Source organism: Pedobacter sp. GW456-11-11-14-TSB4 (assembly GCF_059424425.1).
On record NZ_JBWKZK010000003.1, the window covers coordinates 285219 to 306119 of the forward strand.

Here is a 20901-nt window from a genome sequence, read left to right on the forward strand (position 1 = left end):
TTAAAGAAGATTATTCATTTTGGTCTAAATACAAACGTTTTGCCAGTACCGAAATTCTAATGTATCTCATCATGATTATTGGTATAGCCCTCGGAATTATTTTTTTAAGCTAAAAATCAATTTCAAAGTATCTGAAATATTAACATCGTTAATAAATTTGAAGAACTGTTCGTAATCAGCAGCAGGATAGGTGCCTTCATTGAGCTCAAACTTTCTATAATACAATAATTTGTTGTTTTTTACAGTGGCACTAATATGATACGTTCCAAAATTACTTTTTATCTCTTTGCTAATCGGCTCAATAAAAGGAACAACATTTTCTGGTAAAACATATTCAATGCTATCAATATCGGTATAACCTCTATTCAGATAAATAGGCATTGTTCTATTTCTAATTTCTGGCACTGCAGATTTTACATTAAAAGCATTTAAAACAATAAACATTTTGGTGTCCGTAATACTGCAATATGCTCTAATGTCTAATTTCAAATCTTCAGTAACTGTTGGTATAATATTTTTTTCAAGCTGATAAGAAGCTGTAGAAAAATTAATGTTATCTAAACTATAATAATCTTTTAGTGATTTTTTTTGCTCAGTAGCAGGTTTATCAACCAATTCTAAGTGATTATCATATTGTACGCCACTAAATTTTGTAATCACATTACCATTAACATCTCCATTTTTTGCAATGGTTAATGTCGCTTTGCGTAATTGCAAGTTATTTGCGACTGTATATTTTGGTGTTTTTAAAAGTTTGCCTCCATTTGCTGTACAAGCCAAAACATACCTATCATCAGTAAAATCACTTAGAAAACCAAAAGGTATTTTTTGATCAGTACATTCTAACCAAGTAGTATCTCCTTTTAATGGCATACATAAAATGATGTGATTGCCCTGGTTCATGCTTGCAAAATTTTGATCTAAACTTTTTTTCTGAGAACCAGCCTGCACTACGCAATAATACGATTCAATACCAGCTACACTCAAGAGGCTTTTCATATAGTTAACCAGCGCTTTACAATCACCATAACCATTTTTATCTACATCTAAAGCTTTAAAAGGTTGGTAACCTCCAATGCCTACCTGTATGCTAATATATCTGGTTTTTTCTTGTAGGTATTGATAAATCTTACGAGCTTTATCCTTATCGGTTTTTTCATCCTTAACCAAGTCCTTAATCAAATTAATAGTCTGGATAGGAAGTTCATCTCTATCTTTTAACAAATTATCGTAATACCATTTGCCTAGCTCTTGCCAATTAGAGTAGCTTCCTTTGTAGTTATAATAGCTAAATTGTTGAGGCGCAATTTTTACATAGGTTTGGTAAGTATCTGCCAGCGGACTGTATGGTTCTTCTTTTGTACCCACTAAATTATTAGCTTGCCAAATCATCATTTTCTGCTTATCATCCAATTTTTCTTCGGCTTTGGCTATATTTTGAGTTTTAATATTTACAGTATCTGTTGGTTTACAAATAAAAGTATAGGTGCTTTTTTCTACCGCAACGTCTGCTGATGGTTTTGGTATCCAATTAGGGATATTCAAATTTTGCTTAAACCTAATTTCGTAAGTGTAAACTACAGTATATGGATAAGAATTTACAGCTGGTAAAAAATGTTTTACCCGATTGTCTTCAAATAATGAAAAGCCCTGTACTGCACTTTCATCCTTAAAATCACTTTGTGAAAATTTATGAGTTAGCTTTCCAAATTCGTTAAAAACTTCGCCTTTAATACTTTTTATGGCTGTGTTTTTATCATAAAAAAGAACCAATCTTGCGTTTTCATCTCCATTTTTATTGTGCACAGTTATAGCTTGTTTAACAGAATAGAGCACGTTATCTCTAGATCGCATATCAACAACTGTTTCTTCATTTCTTATGGTTGCATTTGCTCTATTACGCAAAGCGGATGGAATTAAATCTGCATCATAATTGTCTTGTGCAAAACTGAATTGAAACGTTGAAATGAAAAGGAGGATAAGAAGAACCTTCACTATTTAGTTGCTTTAATAATTAAGTCTGTTTTTTGATTTTGGATAATTTTACTGTAGAATTCTTTTAAATATAGATATTCTTCTGAGCTGTATATCGCCTTATTAAACTGCAGCATCTGGTTCAAATTTAGCTGATTATCACCCACAGTAGATTGCAATAAATACCTACCTCCGCCGTTTGGCAAGCCGATAGCCATGTCTTTAGGTTTTTCTAGCAGTTCGTATTTTTCTGGTAAAGTGAGGTTAATCACAATTCGTTCATCAGAAACTGAACCTAAATCTACCGGGTATGTTCGTTCATTTAAATTGAATGGATTTTTAGAAATTCGATTGATAAAAAAAGGATTGATGTATAATTGATCCTTGCTATTATTATCATAAACTGCAAATTCTACTTCATAGCTTTCTATTAAAGGAAATTCTACGCTATCAACTCTTAAAACTTCGTGTTTTTTTATACTTAGCTTTGGTAGAGATTCATCCAGTTTTTCTACAAATTCTTCAATGGAATTATATTTTTTAATTTCTTTTCGTCGGTTAAAAGCTGCATATCCAACAGTTGTTGAAGTTAATAGACCTTTAATTTTACCTTCATTATCTAATTTGCCAGTTAAAACATAACTAGTAGTGCTTTTTTGAGCCGCTTTTAAATCTATCCAGTAAGAAGGTTTTTTTAGATTAATAACTCTTCCTTGTCCGTTGATACAGCGTAATGGTAATAATCCAAATGGTAATAAAGGTTCTGTAGCGTCCAATAAATAGCTTTCTGTACCAATATTAACTTTAGCAATTAGGTAATTGAATTCTGATATTACAGGATATATTTTATTTACATTTCCATTGTCTCTGGTAGATAAAATCACAGCCTCAGCATCTAGATTGGCGGCAGATAGTGCAGAAATTAAGCTTAAATTGATATCTGCAACATTTCCAAATCTTGTATCAATTGCATTTTTTATACTTTCTTCACTATACTTTCCGTAATAATTGTTCCACTTAATTTGCTTTTTGATATAGTTATAAACTGCTTTTGCTTTGCTTAAATCATCTGTAGTATTGGCTAAAATTGCAGGCATTACGTCTTTAAACAAGTCTTTACGCTTCATTTGCGAACCTAACATTTTTTCAGATACCAAATCGTAATCTATACTTTTCCAATCTTTTGTGTAGTTCTGTTTGCTTCCATTAAGCATTTGCACATCAGATAGTTCAAAGTACATGGCCGATTTAAAATTACTTGCCGCTGTCATGTAATCTTCTTCTACAAATGCCGGAACATTGTTCATAATGTAGGTCATTTTAGAACAATCAATGTTTATCCCATTAATCCTTAAACACTCTCTATCTATTACAGATTTTTGATCGCTTAATTTATAAAAACCTCTCAAAACAATATTGTAATTGTAATTGGCGGGTATAAAAGCAACATATTCACTGGTCACCTTCGGTATATCACTCTGAAAATTCCATTGTCTGAAATTAAATAATAAGGGCGACTGGATATTATAGCTATATTCTATAATAGATCCATCTTTGATGTTTGGAAGTGTAAATTTTGTTAAGGTTGTATATTTCGATCTATTTTCTTCAAACAAAGCTTTTTTATCCATTACAGACTCTACCGGATTACCATTTACCCAATTAAAGGTGCTTGCTTTTAATTCACGAAGATATTCTTGTCTATTTCCATCTTTATAAAGTGGAACTACAATATTTGCCTGTGAGAAACCTTCTTTATTATAAATTTTGATCTTAACGTGGTAATCATACAATAAAACTAAATTGCCCGTTGCATCATCAATCTGTAGTCTTGCTGTACCAAATTCTTTTAAAACAACTGCGTTTGCATTGCTATCAATCTTGTTTTTATCAAAATTAAAATCATCGTAATTACTAGCACCAAAAGTAAAATCTTGAGCCTGTGTGGTAGAGAAAATGCAAAATAAGAATGAGAAGAGCGCTAAAAAAAATTTCATAAATAAGAACAATATTTTAGCAATTTAATGGATAGGCGTTACAATATGAAATTAATATGAAGTAAAATTTTAGATTGATTGTTGCTGACTAACCAAACCTTTTTAGCATTTTTGAATGATAAGTAGCTGCAAGTTCAGTCTACCTAAACATTACAGCTATTAAAAAATGAAATTAAACTTAAAACGTCCGTTAGCTTTTTTCGATTTAGAGGCAACTGGGATAAATGTTGGTGCAGACCGTATTGTAGAAATTGCTATTTTAAAGGCAATGCCTGATGGAACAGAGCAAATTCTAAGTAAAAGAATAAATCCTCAAATTCCTATCCCTTTGGTTACTTCTTTAATACATGGCATTTATGATGAAGATATTAAAGATGCGCAAACTTTTGGACAAGCTGCCGCAGAAATAGCCGCATTTATTGGTGATGCTGATTTAGCTGGTTACAATTCAAACAAGTTTGATATCCCTATGCTATTAGAAGAGTTTTTACGTGTAGGAATTGATTTTGACATGGGCGATAGAAAATTTGTTGATGTGCAAAATATTTTTCACCAAATGGAACAGCGCACTTTAAAAGCTGCTTATAAATTTTACTGCCAAAAAGATATTATAAATGCCCATTCTGCAGAGGCAGATATTAAAGCTACTTATGAAGTTTTGTTAGCTCAATTAGATAAATATCAAGATGTTGAATTTGAAGATAAAAAAGGTGTAAAATCTAAACCGGTACAAAATAATGTTGATGCTTTGCATGAATTTACCAACATGAATAAAGTGGTAGATTTTGCTGGCAGAATGGTTTATAACGAAAATGGTGAAGAGGTAATTAATTTCGGTAAACACAAAGGTAGAACTGTAGAGTCTGTTTTAGATGTAGAGCCGAGCTATTACGCCTGGATGAAACAAGGAGATTTCCCTTTGTATACCAAAAAGAAATTGGATGAGATTTGGGCTCGTTGGAGTAAAAAGAAAGAAGAGACAAAACAAAACAAACAGCAAAATCAAGCTCCTAAAACAGAAGTTAGAAAACCAGAAGCCTCACGTATACCAAAACCTCAAGAACCTGCTAAGCCCATTAACAATGATATGCTAGAGCAATTGAAAATGAAATTTGGGAAATAAATTGAATCGTTAACCAGAAAAATGAATAAAAATTAAGTGTTCTTAGGTGACTTAGGTGGTAAAAAAATACAGTAATACATCTTTATAATAAAAAATGATCGACAAAATTCACAAAAAGTTCTTTGTTAGCTTTCTAGCATCTTTAATACTTGTACTTGCAGTATATAGCAATCTACAAGCTCAATTAGCTGTAGATCCAGTTTATAAGGCAGCTTACCAAAAAGGTACTCGTGATGTTTCGGGTGCTCCCGGAAAAAACTATTGGCAAAATACAGCCGATTACCAAATGCAAATCAGCTTCAATCCAGAAACTAGATTGATTAAAGGAACGGTAGAAATTAAATACACCAATAACAGTCCTGATAATTTAGAGGAAATTTGGTTTAAACTCTATCCTAATTTATATAAAAAAGGAGTTCCTCGTAAATCAAAATTTAACGAACGTGATTTAGGAGAAGGTGTAAATATTAAAAGTATTTCGATAAACAACCAGCCGAAAGATACCGCTAGTTTAGTGATAGATGGTACCAATATGCACATTAAAGTGCCAACTTTAGCGGTTGGAAAATCAATGACCTTCAAGATTGAATATCAATACATTTTGAATAAAGGATCTCACCAAAGAACCGGACAAGTTGATGATGGTGCACATTTTATTGCTTATTTCTTTCCGCGTGTTGCAGTTTACGATGATGTTGATGGTTGGAATAAAATACCATATAGTGGAGCGGAAGAATTTTATAATGATTTTAGCAATTTTAAAGTCGCCATTACAGTACCAAAAAATTATGGAGTTTGGGCCACAGGGGATTTAGTAAACGGAGCAGAGGTTTTAAGTAAAAAGGTATTTACTAAACTACAAGAGGCAGAAAAAAGCGAAATAACTATTGATGTAATTGATAGTAACGACTTGGCCAATAATGCGGTAACGGCTCAAAAAACTTTTAATACCTTTAAATTTGATGCCAAAAATGTGGTTGATTTTGCTTTTGCAACAAGTAATCATTATTTATGGAAATCGAATAGTTTGGTTGTAGATCCAAAAACAAAACGCAGAACAAGAGTTGATGCAGTTTTTAATGCAAAACATAAAGATTATTACGAGGTAATAGACTTTGCTCATAAAACTGTTCACGCTATGAGTTATGAATTCCCAAAATGGCCATTTCCATATCCTCATATAACTGTTTTTGATGGCTTAGACCAAATGGAATATCCAATGATGGTAAATGATAATCCAACCGATAATACTTTTGATGCCATTACTTTAACCGATCATGAAATTTTTCATACCATGTTTCCTTTTTACATGGGCATAAATGAAACCAAATATGGTTGGATGGACGAAGGTTGGGCAACAATAGGAGAGTGGTTGATTTCTCCGATGATAGATACAACCATAGTTGATGATTATGGAGTTGCACAAACTGGTAGTTTATCTGGCGGAAAGGATGATGTGCCAATTGTAACACAAACAACCGAACTTAAAGGAGCAGGTACATTTATCAATAATTATCCAAAACCTGGTTTCGGTTATCTTTTTGTTAAGGAATATTTGGGCGATGAACGCTTTACCAAGGCTTTGCATCATTACATTAAAAACTGGAATGGAAAGCATCCAATGCCTTTGGATTTCTTTTACAGCATGAATACCGGAGCTGGAGAAAACCTAGATTGGTTTTGGAAACCCTGGTTTTTTGAAACTGGTATTTTAGATTTGGCCATTAAAGATGTAGTTAAAACAACAAATGGATATCAAATTATAGTGCAAAATAAGAGCAATAACCCACTACCAGTTCATTTAACCTTAACTTATCAGGATGGTACAACTGAAAAAGTAAACACTAGTATTATAGCTTGGAAAGATGGAAACAAAGAATTTACTAAAACTATTGAAACCAATAAAACCTTAAAAAAAGTTGTTTTAGGAAGTAGTCATGTGCCTGATAAAGACAGAAGCGACAATACATTTAATGTTAAAAATTAGTAAAGCAAAAACACAAGCCCGATTAATGTTAGTCGGGCTTTTTGCTACAATCTTTTTTGCCCTGTTTAAACTGTACGTAGTCGAATGAGAACGAAACAAAAAAGTATTTACGCTTCAATCCCGTTTAATTAACTAAAAACAATACAATTATTTGAGGTTGGATCATGCTAATATTCAGTCGCTGGATAGTAAGATTTTTCTATCCTTCCTTCATCACTAAGTAAAATGCTTAGCTTTTCGTCTTTTATAACCTTAGCCAGGTTCATCTTTTTTTGTTAACCCAAACGTATTTTTGCACCAATCTAACACCATGGCTGTAATCTGCCCAAGTGTTAGTATGTTTATTATACACAGGCTGTATTGGTTTTCCATCTAATTTATGCCAGCCATAAATTACTACTCTGGGTGTTTTTTCACCATAAATTCTGTTAGATATTATGATGTCTTTTTTATGGCCAGCTGTGAGATTTCCATTTTTATGTGCTAACTCAAAATCTTTTAATTGCATCTTTATAATTTCTGTGTGAGCAATAAATAAAGGAACGGTTGTCATAGCTTTAGAAGTCGGAATAGGTTTTGGCTCTAATTTGATGGTAGCATTTTTATAAATTTGATCGACCATTCTTTTTGTGGGTAAATTACATTTTGTTAAATCTGCAATTTTTTGAGCTAAAATTGGTGTCATTGGTACATAAAAAAGTCTTTATCGGTGCCAATGCAAAAGTAATCGGCCAATACATAATAGATAGAAAATTTACCAACTCCCAAATCCGATTTAGTACTATCAGTTATTTTAGTCAATTTTCTTAAAAAGTTAGGCACATTTCCATTCTTAATTTCTTTAAAAATGATTTTTTCTCGCTGCGCTAAAGTGAGCGAGCTATCAGAAATTGATTTTGCGAAGGCAGAGCCAGTTAGTGCATCCGCTTTGCGATGAGGTAATTGTAGTGTTTGCGCACTTAAACTTTGGGTAAGTACAAAAAATATCAAAGTTATATATTTCATTACACCTCCTTCAAAAAATCAATATTTCTTTTTAAGCCATTAAATTTTGTTCTTTTTACAGCCGAATTTTTAAAAACTCGTTTAAAAACTTCATCTGTCATTTCTATGAGCTCGTCTTTTTTAAGATTTAACAATTCCATAGCTGGCTCAAATGCCGGTTCGCTGTGTTGGGTAGAAAATCTATTCCATGGGCAAACATCCTGACAAACATCACAGCCAAACATCCAATTATCCATTTTACCTTTAAACTCGGTTGGTATTTCGTTTTTTAATTCAATAGTTAAATAAGAAATACATTTGCTGCCATCAACCGTATAAGGGGCAACAATTGCATCAGTGGGGCAGGCGTCTATGCAACGCGTACATGAGCCACAATGATCTGCGGCAAAAGGCGTATCATAATCTAGTTCCAAATCAATTATCAGCTCTGCAATAAAAAAGAAGGAACCAGCATTTTTACTTATTAAATTGGTGTTTTTCCCTCTCCAACCCAAACCAGCTTTCTGTGCCCAAGCTTTATCCATTACAGGGGCAGAATCTACAAAACATCTCCCGCCAACTTCACCAATATTGTCATTAATAAAAGCCATTAATTGTTTTAGCTTTTCTTTTATCACAGTGTGATAATCTAATCCGTAGGCATATTTAGATATTTTTGGCGCATTAAGATCTGCTTGCTGCTGCTCAGTAAAATAGTTTAATGTTAGTGAAACAACCGATTTTGCACCTTCAACCAGTAAACGAGGATCAAGACGTTTATCAAAATGATTGGCCATGTAGGCCATTTCTCCATGGTGATTTTTATTAAGCCAATTTTCTAATCTTGGTGCTTCTTCCTCCAAAAAATCAGCTTTGCTAATTCCGCAAGCCATAAAGCCAAGGCGTAAGGCCTCATCCTTTATCATTTTACTATATTTTGCAGAATTATTGAACATTGAACAAAGATAGGGTTTTGACCAAAAACCTTTTAAGCTTTCTGCTTGTTTAGTATTTGATAGGAAAGCTATCACTTTTAAACTAAATTATAGAAATCATGGAAAATTCAACGCCAAACCATACCGAAGATCCAAACAAACCAGTTCCACCAATTGAAACTGATTACGAAAAACATAAACAAAATCCTGGTCCAGCGCCAACAGTAAACGAACCTGACAATGAGGGAGCAGGACAAGCAATGAAATGGATTATCCCGATAGTTGTGATTGTATTATTGGTTATTTATTTCTTGTTTTTTAGAAATAATGTAACCCAATAAAAACTGAAAGCCATGATGTTTAAATATCATGGCTTTTTTTAAAAACAAAGTTTATTTAATTATTTAACTCTTCAATAACTTTACTTCATATAAGTCTTTACGTCTGTCTTTCAAAATCTTAACAGTTCCAAAATGGTGTAATTCGTCTAAAAGATGCAAGTCAACATCAACAACTAACATCATCTCTGTATTAGGCGTTGTTTCTGCCTTAACTGCATTTGTAGGAAATGCAAAATCTGAAGGTGTAAATACTGCTGATTGTGCAAATTGAATATCCATATTGTTTACTTTAGGCAAATTACCAACACAACCAGCAATTGCTACATAACATTCATTTTCAATTGCTCTTGCTTGTGCACATCTTCTAACTCGAGTGTATCCGTTTTGCGTATCTGTTAAAAATGGAACAAATAAAATTTGCATCCCTTGATCGGCGTAAATTCTACTCAATTCAGGAAACTCAACATCATAGCAAATTAAAATTCCAATTTTACCGCAATCTGTATCAAAAACACCAATTTTATCACCACCACTCATGCCGTAATATTTCTGCTCATTTGGTGTAATATGTATTTTTCTATAATCTTCAGTTAATCCATTTCTGTGGCATAAATAAGTTGCATTGTAAAGTTTCCCGTCTTCAATAATTGGCATACTGCCAGATATGATATTTACGTTGTAAGAAACGGCATATTCTTGAAGTCTTTTTACAATTTCTTCAGTGCTTTCTGCCAATTTACGCATCGCTTCCATTTCTGGTAGGTGGTTATATGGCTCTAATAAAGGTGTATTAAAAAACTCAGGAAACATGATAAAATCCGATTTATATCCGCTTACTGCATCAACAAAAAACTTCACTTGCTCGTAAAAAGCATCAATATCAGGGAATAAACGCATTTGCCATTGCACCAAACCTAACCTAATTGTCTTCGCAGATCTGGCAGATACATTATCTTGATAATAAATATTATTCCACTCAATAAGTGTTGCAAATTCTTTTGATTCTAGATCGCCAGGCAAATAATTTTTAAGAATTTTACGTACGTGAAAATCGTTAGAGATTTGGAAAGTAAGCGTAGGATCGTAAATTTCTTTAGATTTAACCTTATCAATATATTGTCTGGGATTAAGCTTGTCTGCATGCTCATGATAACCCGGAATTCGGCCGCCAGCAATAATACTTTCAAGATTTAAAGTTTCACAAAGCTCTTTTCGGGCTTCGTATAATCTTCTGGCTAAACGTAAACCACGATATTCTGGATGCACAAAAACCTCAATACCATATAAAACGTTTCCGCTAGATGTATGCGTTGAAAATGAATATTTCCCCGTAATATCTTCATAGGTATGATTATCTCCAAAAATATCATAATCAACAATAATAGACAGCGAACAAGCTACCACCTTATCATCAACCGATATACATTGTTGGCCTTCTGGAAAGATATTTAGCAAGTTTTGGATATTTGCTTTGCTCCAAATTCCGTTACCACTGGTATCATATGCCTGCACCATGGATTCGCGTAAATCATTATAATCCTCTATGGTGAGTTTTCGTATGTCTATATTCATAAAATATGTTAAAAGGCAGAAAGAAAATTCTTACCTAAATTTAGAAAATGTAATTGTTAATTTAAGAACAGTAAATACACTAAAAAAGTTTGCCTGTTTGTCCCAATTTAATTCTATTTAAATGTTTATAAGCAGCTTCGGTAACTTCTCTACCTCTAGCGGTACGCATTAAATAGCCCTCTTGTATTAAAAAAGGTTCGTAAACTTCTTCAATGGTTCCATCATCTTCTCCAACTGCAGTTGCAATGGTTTTTAAACCTACTGGACCGCCTTTAAATTTATCAATAATGGCTAGTAAAATTTTATTATCCATTTCGTCTAAACCATGTACATCAACATTTAAGGCGGTTAAAGCATAACGAGCAATTTCGGTATCAATGCTTCCATTACCTTTAATTTGGGCAAAATCTCTGGTTCTACGTAATAGCGCATTGGCAATACGTGGTGTACCACGACTACGGCGGGCAATTTCATAAGCACCTTCGTCTGATATTGGTGTGTTTAATATCGCAGATGAACGTAAAACGATTGTAGTTAAAATTTTAGCATCGTAATAGGCTAGTCGAGAGTTAATGCCAAACCTCGCTCTTAAAGGTGCAGTTAGCAAACCAGAACGCGTAGTGGCACCAACCAAAGTAAACGGATTTAAACCAATTTGCACCGAACGGGCATTTGGTCCGCTTTCTAACATAATATCAATCTTAAAATCTTCCATGGCTGAGTACAAATACTCTTCTACCAAAGGCGATAAACGGTGAATTTCGTCAATAAATAGAATATCGCCAGTTTCAAGATTGGTTAATAAACCAGCTAAATCGCCTGGTTTATCTAAAACCGGACCAGAGGTTACTTTAATATTTACCCCCATTTCATTGGCAATAATGTAGGAAAGTGTTGTTTTCCCTAATCCGGGTGGCCCGTGTAAAAGTACATGATCTAAAGCTTCGCCGCGTAGTTTTGCTGCTTTAACAAAAATCTTTAAATTTTCTAAGATCTTATCCTGACCCGTAAAATCTTCAAACTCCTGCGGACGTAGCACCTTTTCGATATCACGTTCAATGGGAGTTAAATGATCTGAAGATGGGTCTAGGTTTTCATTCATTGTACAAAGATATATTTTTAATAAAGTATTGAGCTGATAAATATAATTACAATTACTAGAAAAGCAATTGCTGCAGCTCTTGTTTAAATAATGTCCTGCTTTTCACTACTATCTTTTTGTTTTTCGTCATTTCGACGATAGGAGAAATCTGTAAGATAGAAGTATTAACTAACAGATACCTCAATCGTTCCTCATTTCGGTATGACGCGAGGCAAAAAACAAAAAAGTATATTCGTTGCAATCAGGTTTGAAACGCAAAGCTTTTGCAACTATTTAGGTTTTATTTTGCACCGCTTTAAGTACAATAGCCCCAACAGCAGCGATATCCTTTTGGCTTTTTAAAACTTACATTGTAAGTTTTGCCAAAAGATATAGCGAATGGTGGGACTACCGTAAATAGATGCAGTTATTTGCGCTTCAACTTTAATTAGCTAAACTTTGCAGCCACTTTCGCTTCTTTTACACCATTGCTGTAATCGTAAAAACCTTCGCCACTTTTTACTCCTTTTTTACCAGCAGTAACCATATTTACCAATAATGGGCATGGTGCGTATTTTGGGTTTCCAAAACCTTGATGAAGCACGTTTAAAATGGCCAAGCATACATCTAAACCAATAAAATCAGCGAGTTGCAATGGCCCCATTGGGTGCGCCATGCCAAGTTTCATTACTGTATCGATTTCGGTTACACCAGCTACACCTTCATATAAAGTATAAATTGCCTCATTTATCATGGGCATTAAAATTCTGTTGGCTACAAAACCTGGGTAATCATTTACTTCTACGGGAGTTTTTTCTAATTGCTTAGAAAGCTTCATAACTTGTTGTGTAGTCTCGTTGCTAGTTGCGTAGCCTCTAATTACCTCAACAAGTTTCATTACTGGCACTGGGTTCATAAAGTGCATGCCAATTACTTTATCGCCACGGTTGGTTACCGATGCAATTTTAGTGATGGAAATAGAGGAGGTGTTGCTTGCCAAAATTGCATTAGGTTCTGCAAATTGATCTAAATCTTTAAATATTTGAAGTTTTAAATCTATATTTTCTGTAGCAGCTTCTACAACCAAGTCGGCATTTTTAACACCACTTTGTAAATCTGTAATTGTTGTAATGTTAGCTAAAGTAGCTTTTTTTTGTTCGGCGGTTAATGTACCTTTTGTAGCCTGTCTATCTAGGTTTTTTGTAATGGTTGTAATTGCTTTTTCTAAAGCTTCTGCATTAATATCAACTAAATTAACGCTGTAACCAAATTGCGCAAAAGTATGTGCAATGCCATTGCCCATAGTGCCAGAGCCTATTACTGTAATGTTTTTCATGTTCTCAATTATATTCCAAATTTAACATTAACATCCATTATTACATATAAAATTAATAATACGATTTCTATAGGTGTCGCAACTTAATTATGCATGTTTAGCTGTTTATTTCATAAAATAATAGAAATTAACTTACGTATATTCTGATGGTGTCTTGATTTTAACTAAAATTTTAGTTTTTTATGTCTGTTTTTGATAGAAAACACCTAAAAAGTATTGAAAATTGACTTTTTATGAGCTTTATTATATAAATTTTAACCGCTTGTCTAAAATTACTTTCTTTTTATTTAAAAATTTATCTTATTTGTAAAATAATTAACTAAATAATAATCTAAATTAACTTAAATGAAAAAAAAATTACTCGCTTTAATTGTTTTTACATTGGTTTTTGCGAATTTCTTATTTGCGCAGAACAAATTAATTACCGGAAAGGTAACAAGCAAAGATGATGGTTTGCCAATACCATCAGTGTCTGTAAAAGTTACCGGAACTTCAATTGCTTTACAAACTAAATCAGATGGTACTTATTCAATATCTGTTCCATCAACGGCTACGTCTTTAGAATTTAGCTATTTAGGTTTCCAAACTGTAATTGAGCAAATTAACAACAGGTCTGTTATAAACGCCATGTTAGTCGGCGATCCAAAATCTCTTAACGAAATTGTTGTTACTGGTTTTGGAGTTCAAAAGAAAAGAGATATTGCTGGCGCTGTTACCCAATTGAAAGGTAGCACGATTGAAAATATTCCGATACAATCTTTTGATAGGGCAATGCAAGGACGTATGGCTGGGGTGCAGGTTGCTGGTAACAATGGCTATCCTGGCGGGGCTGTAACAGTAAGGATTAGAGGTACTGGATCTATAAATGCTGGTAACAACCCTTTATATATTATTGATGGTGTACAGGTTGAAGGTGGTGATCTATCTAGAAGTTTAACATCATCTAACTCTTTGGCAGGTTTAAATTCAAACGACATTGAATCTATTGATGTTTTAAAAGATGCTGCTGCAGCAGCAATTTATGGTGCCCAAGCAGCCAATGGAGTTGTAATAATTACAACTAAAAAGGGTAAATCTGGTAAAACTCAGTTCAATGTTAGTTACCAAAGTGGTATAAATGAAATGATAAGGACAGTACCATTAACCAATGGTCCAGAATTTTTGGCAGCTGTTTACGAAGCTAGAGCTAACAGCGGTATTAATGCTGGCAGAACGCCTAGTTTAGATCCAAACATAACCACTAATTTTCAGGGTGCTTATGGGTATTTGCCTGCTACGTTTAGTCAAGCGCCTACTTATAGCTGGATAGATGAAGTAACAAGAACAGGTAAATCAGATATTATTGAATTGACTGCAAATGGTGGAAGTGAAAATACTACCTTCTTTTTGTCAGGATCTTATAATAAAACTCAAGGTCAGTTGATTGCTACAGATTTCACTAGAGGAACTTTTAGAGCAAACCTTAATCATAAAGCATCATCTAAATTACAATTTGATGCAAAAATTAACTTAGCTACCTATTCACAGAATGCCGTTCCATCTTCTAATGCTGGTGGTAGCATGTTGCTTTCGGCTTTAACCGTTCCTTCTATACAACCTATTTATAAAGCGGATGGATCTTTTGCTGATGAGCCTATATTAGGTACTAGAACAACGAATGTTGTAAAATCAGCAACTTATGACATTAACAAAGGTACCACAAATCAATTATTAGGCAGTGTGAGCGGTACTTATCAAATTATACAAGGTTTGTCTTTTAAATCTAGCTATTATTTAGATTATACTGATATCTTAGAAGATAGATATATTGATCCAAGAACTTTAGGTGGATCTGGAGTAAGTGGATCTGCAAGTGCGTTAAACACCAGACAAATAAATTGGTCAACGGATCAGGTTTTGAACTATACAAAGAAGTTTGGTCAGGCTCATGACTTTTCTGCATTGCTAGGATTTAGTTATAGAAATGTAATTAATACAACAATTACTGCTAGCGGACAGGGTTTTCCTAATGAACTATTTAATACCTTACAATCAGCTGCTACGCCAACAAGTGTTAGTGCAAATTATACAATATGGAGGTTAGCAGGTTATTTTACTCGTGCAAATTATACGTTTAAAGAAAAGTATATTTTAAGCGCGACATTAAGATATGATGGTTCTTCTCGTTTTGGAGATGCGAATAAATTTGGTCTTTTTCCATCTGTATCAACTGCGTGGAGAATCTCACAAGAAAACTTCTTAAAAGATGTTGATTTCTTGAATGAGCTTAAAATTCGTGCATCATATGGTATTACTGGTAATAGTGACATTGGTAATTTTGCTTCAAGATCGTTATTTATTGGTACTGGTGCATACAATAACGTTGGTGGAATAAACCCTAGTCAGTTAGGAAACGATTTGTTAACCTGGGAAGAAAGTCATTCGGCAAACTTAGGTTTAGATTATGCTTTTTTAAAAAATAGAATTACTGGAAGTGTAGATGTTTTTAGAAGAACTTCAAAAAACCTTTTATTGAATAAGCCACTCCCAACCACTTCTGGTTTTTCTTCTATATCACAAAATGTTGGAGAAGTTAGAAACCAGGGTTTAGAATTTGAAATTAGTAGCTCTAATATCGATAAGGGCTTTAAATGGAGAACAGATTTTAACTGGACGTTATTAAGTAATAAAGTAACTAAACTTATCGAAGGTCAAGATAGGATCGGCACAACTGTGTTTTTAGGCAAATCTTTATCACCAATTTATATTGTAGAATTTGCTGGTGTTAATGCAGCAACCGGTAGAGGTTTCTTTTACGATGTAAATAATAATCCTACTTATTTACCAAGCGAATCAGGAGTAACGGATGCAAGAAGAATAATTGGATATGGTTTGCCGACTAGTTATGGAGGATTATCTAACACTTTCTCTTATAAAGGCGTAGAATTAATTGTGTTTTTACAAGGTCAATTCGGAAATACTATTATTAACAATAATAACTTCTTTATAGAAAGATCTGGTGCTGCAGAAACAAATTATAGCTTAAGGGCATACGAGAGAAGATGGACTACTCCAGGCCAAATTACCGACCAGCCAAGGTTTATTAGCAGCGAACCAAATCATAGAGGTATGACTTCGTTTACAAGTAGAAATTACGAGTCTGGCTCTTATGTAAGATTAAAACAAGTTTCATTATCTTATCAATTTGATAATAATTTGCTAGCCAAAATTAAGATGAGAAGTGCAAAAATATTCTTACAAGCTGTAAACCTAGCTACTATAACTGGTTATACTGGATATGATCCCGAAGTTGTTGGAGGTGATCTAGGTGTGTTTCCACAAGGAAAAATGTTAACTGCAGGTATTCAAATCGGCTTATAAAATTTATAATCATGAAAAAAAATATATACTATTTATTACTATTCTGTTTCATTTTTACAGTCTCTTGTAAAAAATTATTAACAACAGAACCTAAACAATCTATATCTCCAGAGATTGCTTTAACATCTTCAACAGGAGTAAATGCTTTATTAAACTCAATCTATACCAGCTTTGGAGCTTCAGGTAATTATGGGCTTAGCAGAATTTTGTTGCCAGAACTTTTAGCAGATCATGTTATTAACACATCAACAAATAACAATAGCTACAGAACTCAGGAGGCAAATCAAGTTGGAACAACTTTAGGGAACTGGTCTGATAACTATAGCCAAATTTTTAGAGCAAATTTGGTAATTGATGCTATTGATAATGGAATATTGGTTGATGCAAGTGCTGATAATAAGAATCTTTATAAAGGAGAAGCTTTATTTTTTAGGGCATTAGCATATTTTCAATTAATAACATCATATGGTTATATACCTGGTAATGAAGTTGGTGGCTGGAAATTAGGTGTTCCGATCATTACTAAACCTTCTAAAACGCTTGAAGAGGTAGAGTATCCCGCTAGAAGTACAAATGAGCAGGTTTATGCTTTAATTAAATCTGATCTAACGGCTGCAATTGGTTTGCTTAACAATACAGCTAGACCAAGTAAAGCTTATATTTCAAGAGCTGCTGCACAATCGTTATTGAGTAGGGTATCATTATACACGTTAGATTTAGATGCAACAATTTCTAATTCTACTGCTGTGCTAAACACAACTAGTATAAATACAAAGCAAACAAATGTTGCAGCTACGGGGGCAGATCTGGTAACAATGTGGAGAACATACAAAGATAAATCAGAATCGATATGGCAGATTAGTAAAAATCCAGCAGATAATTTGGGTGGCGGTTCATTACAAGCATGGTTTAGTATTTATCCAAAACCAATTAATAATAGCTGTACTGGTAACCCTGCAAGAATTAGTTTGTCAGATTTACGTGTAGCTCCTGCATTTTATGCTTCTTTTGCAGCTAACGATATTAGACGTACGCAATTAATTGATGGACCTTGGTGCAAAGCGGGTCAAACAGGATTATATTACTCAAATAAATATAGTGGCACGGGTGGAGAAAATGGTTTGGATGATATAGTAGTTTTTAGAACATCAGAAATTTTACTAAATAGAGCAGAAGCCTATGCAAGAAAAGCTGATGCAGCTAGCGTTGCTTTGGCCATAGCAGATATTAATTTAATTAGAACTAGAGCAGGACTAACAGCTTTACCATTATCTACTACTGCTGCTAATGTTTTAACAGATGTTTTAGCTCAAAGAAGGTTTGAGTTGGCATTTGAAGGGCATAGATGGATGGATTTGGTTAGAATCAAAGCAAATATTCCGAAAGATCCGGCAGCACTTTATGCTATAGCGGGTGTTGATTATACTGATAGGAGAATATTAGCACAAATTCCTACTGCCCAAATAGATGTGAATAAAAGTTTGGTTCAAAATCCAGGTTATTAAAATTATAAATATGAAAATCATTAAAATATATACTTTACTACTAATTTCTCTTGTTACACTTTTTTCATGCAAAAAGCTGGAAGAGACTAGATTTTTATATGATGGTCCGGCTCAAGTTGAATTTGATGCAACATCTTTAAATGCAGTGGCTTCAGGAAGAACTTATCCAATTTTAACTCGTGTACCAGGTTATGGAAGATCTATCATTGCAACATCTGTTGCTGCCACTGGAGTAGTTGCAGATCCATTACTAACAAGAACATCGGGAACTGTTAAATTCAGGATTAATTTGATAACTGCTCAACAACCAGTAGATCAAACAATTGCTTATAGGATTGTTGCAACTGAAAAAGACGCAACAGGTGCAGATGTTACTGTAACTACAGCTGTTAGTGGCGTACATTATACTACAACAGGTAGTTTTATAATTCCTGCTAATTCTAGTTTCGGAGAATTAACTATTCAAATTTTAAATCCAGGTGCTACTTCTGGTTCAAGAGATTTAGTTTTAGAATTGGTTGGAAATGATAATGTAAAACCTAGTGTTAATTACAGTAAATTAGGACTAAGAATTTCTCAAACTTAAATTATTCGGTTGATTAGGCTTTGGAATTCCAAAGCCTAATTTTATTTTTAATAAACATGAAATTATATTTTCTCCAATTCATTCTTTTCTCATTATTGGGATATTCACAAGCTAAGTCACAAATAGTAAATCTTAACGATGTTAGCGGCACTGTTTTAAAAGAACAAAATTATCTTGAATTAAATGGAACATCCTTTTTTAATGACAAATGGTTGAAAGGTGATGTTACTTTTGAGGATGGAAAGAATATCAAGAATATAGCCTTAAAATATGATTTGGTTCAAGATCAAGTTATTTTTTTAGGCAAAAATGACTTTGAATATTATTTTAACCAGCCGGTAAAAGAGTTTAGTTTGATAAATGATGAAAATAAGTACCTTTTTAGAAATGGCTTTCCTAGCATCAAAAACTTTGATGAAAATTCTTATTTCGAAGTGCTAAGCGATTTAAAAGTTAAACTTTTAAAAAAAAATAGTAAATCAATTTCAGAAACCAAAGAATTCAATTCAGCAACTGTAGTTCGCAATGTTCTGGATAACGTCACTTACTATTTCTTCAAAAATGGAGGACTAGTTAATTTTAAAAAAGACGATATAAAAAATGTAGCCAAACTTCTAGACGCAGAAAAATCTCCCCAGATAATTGATTTTTATTTAAAAAATAAATTAAATATTAAAAGGGAAGAAGATCTAAAAAAAATTATTGAGTATTACAATACGATCTTGTAATTATGGTGCCAACCTATTGGTTTGCCATTTGCCGTTAATTAAATCGTATTTTATCCTGTCGTGTAACCTGCTTCTTCGGCCTTGCCAAAATTCAATTGATGTTGGTTTAACAATATATCCGCCCCAATGCGCAGGTTTAGGTATAGTTTTTCCTTCGTATTGTGTTTTTAATGCTTCAAATTTATTTTCTAGCTCTTTCCTATCATTTAAAACCTGACTTTGAGGAGATGCAATTGCACCGATTTGGCTTGCAAATGGTCTGCTATGAAAATATTTTTCTGATGTCTCTTTAGACAACTTCTCTATTTTGCCTTCAATACGTATTTGTCTTTCCAAATCACCCCAAAAAAATACCAAGCAAGCCTGAGGGTTTTTTTTCATTTCCTTACCTTTTTGACTTAGGTAATTGGTGTAAAAACTGAAACCATTTTCATCAAAACCTTTTAACAAAACAATACGAGCATTAGGCTTACCTGTTTTATCGGCAGTTGCCAATGTCATGGCATTTGGTTCAAATATTTTAGCATTCAATGCATCTGTAAACCATTTTTCGAATTGCTTAATCGGGTTTTTGTCTGCGTCTTTTTCACTCAGTTCAGCAGCTTTATAATCTTGCCTTAAACTTTGTATCATCTCGTTTGTTAGTTCCATATTACAAAAATAGGCTTTAGTTTATCAATACGTACAAGCTATCTCTAATTTTTGTAAGCTTATGACAACAATCATAATTTATTTAATTATTGATGTTGTATTTTATTAATGCTTTATAAATGCAATTATGTTAAGTAGCACAATCCCATCTACTGGGAAATTACTCATCTCTGAACCTTTTTTAAATGATCCAAATTTTAAACGCTCCGTAGTTTTAATGGCAGAGCATAGTGAAGAGGGTACATTAGGCTTTATCTTAAACCAAATTAGTCAGTTCTTTTTAAAAGATTTAGTTCCGGATTTATTGCGAGCAGATTTTCCAGTGTTTATTGGTGGGCCTGTAGAAATGGATACCATACATTTTATTCATCGTTGTAACGACAAGATGAATAGTGGAGAAGAAATTGTAAATGGTATTTATTGGGGTGGTAATTTCGAAACACTAAAAATTTTGGTGAACAACAATAGTATTTCTAACAACGAAATCAAGTTTTTTTTAGGATATTCTGGCTGGTCAACTGGTCAGTTAGCTGAAGAAATTGCATCAAACACTTGGATTGTTTCTGATCAATTTACACCAGATATCATTTTTTCGAATAATGAGGAAGATCTATGGAGAGATGTTATCGTTAGCTTAGGTCCAAAGTTTGCTCATGTAAGTAATTTTCCAAGTGATCCTAGTTTGAATTGAGGGGTCAGTGAGTCAGAAAGATAATATAAATATGAAGGTTATCGATTTTC

17 protein-coding genes are annotated in these 20901 nt (G+C 33.3%); 8 read left to right on the top strand and 9 right to left on the bottom strand.

From position 1 onward, the window contains the following. Positions 1 to 96: 96 nt before the first annotated feature. On the bottom strand, positions 97 to 1995 hold the full coding sequence (locus AC07XU_RS12975) for a DUF3858 domain-containing protein (RefSeq protein ID WP_494944055.1): 1899 nt from the start codon (positions 1993 to 1995) through the stop codon (positions 97 to 99). After that, a complete protein-coding gene (locus tag AC07XU_RS12980) occupies positions 1995 to 3971 on the bottom strand; it encodes a DUF3858 domain-containing protein (RefSeq protein WP_494944056.1) in 1977 nt (658 codons plus the stop codon). The genes AC07XU_RS12975 and AC07XU_RS12980 overlap by 1 nt, the downstream gene beginning before the upstream one ends. Before the next feature lie 166 nt (positions 3972 to 4137). Here AC07XU_RS12980 and AC07XU_RS12985 point away from each other — a divergent pair, with 166 nt between their 5' ends. Next, positions 4138 to 5094: an exonuclease domain-containing protein gene (locus tag AC07XU_RS12985; protein WP_494944057.1), complete on the top strand. Its 957-nt coding sequence runs from the start codon at positions 4138 to 4140 to the stop codon at positions 5092 to 5094. 94 nt (positions 5095 to 5188) lie between these two features. Beyond that, the gene (locus tag AC07XU_RS12990; protein WP_494944058.1) at positions 5189 to 7081 is read left to right on the top strand and encodes a M1 family metallopeptidase; all 1893 of its coding nucleotides are present in this window, start codon (positions 5189 to 5191) and stop codon (positions 7079 to 7081) included. A gap of 262 nt (positions 7082 to 7343) precedes the next feature. Here the strand turns inward: AC07XU_RS12990 and AC07XU_RS12995 are convergent, their stop codons facing one another. From AC07XU_RS12995 to queG, 3 genes are read right to left on the bottom strand one after another with little or no spacing between them, the layout of a single operon-like run. Then, a complete protein-coding gene (locus AC07XU_RS12995; protein WP_494944059.1) occupies positions 7344 to 7766 on the bottom strand; it encodes a hypothetical protein in 423 nt (140 codons plus the stop codon). Continuing rightward, positions 7763 to 8086: a hypothetical protein gene (locus AC07XU_RS13000; protein ID WP_494944060.1), complete on the bottom strand. Its 324-nt coding sequence runs from the start codon at positions 8084 to 8086 to the stop codon at positions 7763 to 7765. Before AC07XU_RS13000 ends, AC07XU_RS12995 begins: the two co-directional genes overlap by 4 nt. Further along, positions 8086 to 9021: a tRNA epoxyqueuosine(34) reductase QueG gene (gene queG / locus AC07XU_RS13005; protein WP_494944061.1), complete on the bottom strand. Its 936-nt coding sequence runs from the start codon at positions 9019 to 9021 to the stop codon at positions 8086 to 8088. Before queG ends, AC07XU_RS13000 begins: the two co-directional genes overlap by 1 nt. A gap of 98 nt (positions 9022 to 9119) precedes the next feature. On the opposite strand from queG, the gene AC07XU_RS13010 reads away from it, so the two are divergent. Further along, positions 9120 to 9341 carry a hypothetical protein gene (locus tag AC07XU_RS13010; RefSeq protein WP_494944062.1) on the top strand — a complete coding sequence of 74 codons (222 nt, stop codon included), beginning with the start codon at positions 9120 to 9122 and terminating at the stop codon, positions 9339 to 9341. Positions 9342 to 9404: 63 nt separating this feature from the next. Here the strand turns inward: AC07XU_RS13010 and AC07XU_RS13015 are convergent, their stop codons facing one another. The 3 genes from AC07XU_RS13015 to AC07XU_RS13025 all read right to left on the bottom strand — a co-directional run bounded on the left by AC07XU_RS13015 (position 9405) and on the right by AC07XU_RS13025 (position 13330). Beyond that, entirely contained in the window at positions 9405 to 10913 is a 1509-nt protein-coding gene (locus AC07XU_RS13015) for a carbon-nitrogen hydrolase family protein (protein ID WP_494944063.1), read from the bottom strand. Between the two features lie 79 nt (positions 10914 to 10992). After that, a complete protein-coding gene (ruvB, locus tag AC07XU_RS13020; protein ID WP_494944064.1) occupies positions 10993 to 12015 on the bottom strand; it encodes a Holliday junction branch migration DNA helicase RuvB in 1023 nt (340 codons plus the stop codon). Between the two features lie 427 nt (positions 12016 to 12442). Then, entirely contained in the window at positions 12443 to 13330 is an 888-nt protein-coding gene (locus tag AC07XU_RS13025; protein WP_494944065.1) for a 3-hydroxyacyl-CoA dehydrogenase family protein, read from the bottom strand. A gap of 345 nt (positions 13331 to 13675) precedes the next feature. Here AC07XU_RS13025 and AC07XU_RS13030 point away from each other — a divergent pair, with 345 nt between their 5' ends. The 4 genes from AC07XU_RS13030 to AC07XU_RS13045 are packed head-to-tail and all read left to right on the top strand — an operon-like array spanning position 13676 to position 19509. After that, on the top strand, positions 13676 to 16690 hold the full coding sequence (locus AC07XU_RS13030) for a SusC/RagA family TonB-linked outer membrane protein (RefSeq protein ID WP_494944066.1): 3015 nt from the start codon (positions 13676 to 13678) through the stop codon (positions 16688 to 16690). Between the two features lie 11 nt (positions 16691 to 16701). Then, positions 16702 to 18195, top strand: a complete 1494-nt coding sequence (locus tag AC07XU_RS13035; RefSeq protein ID WP_494944067.1) for a RagB/SusD family nutrient uptake outer membrane protein — start codon at positions 16702 to 16704, stop codon at positions 18193 to 18195. A gap of 10 nt (positions 18196 to 18205) precedes the next feature. Continuing rightward, positions 18206 to 18781: a hypothetical protein gene (locus AC07XU_RS13040; RefSeq protein WP_494944068.1), complete on the top strand. Its 576-nt coding sequence runs from the start codon at positions 18206 to 18208 to the stop codon at positions 18779 to 18781. A gap of 56 nt (positions 18782 to 18837) precedes the next feature. Further along, positions 18838 to 19509, top strand: coding sequence for a hypothetical protein (locus tag AC07XU_RS13045; protein WP_494944069.1), 672 nt, complete (start codon positions 18838 to 18840; stop codon positions 19507 to 19509). Here the strand turns inward: AC07XU_RS13045 and pdxH are convergent, their stop codons facing one another. After that, positions 19510 to 20160, bottom strand: a complete 651-nt coding sequence (pdxH, locus tag AC07XU_RS13050) for a pyridoxamine 5'-phosphate oxidase (RefSeq protein ID WP_494944070.1) — start codon at positions 20158 to 20160, stop codon at positions 19510 to 19512. Positions 20161 to 20287: 127 nt separating this feature from the next. On the opposite strand from pdxH, the gene AC07XU_RS13055 reads away from it, so the two are divergent. After that, a complete protein-coding gene (locus AC07XU_RS13055) occupies positions 20288 to 20851 on the top strand; it encodes a YqgE/AlgH family protein (protein WP_494944071.1) in 564 nt (187 codons plus the stop codon). Positions 20852 to 20901 lie beyond the last annotated feature (50 nt).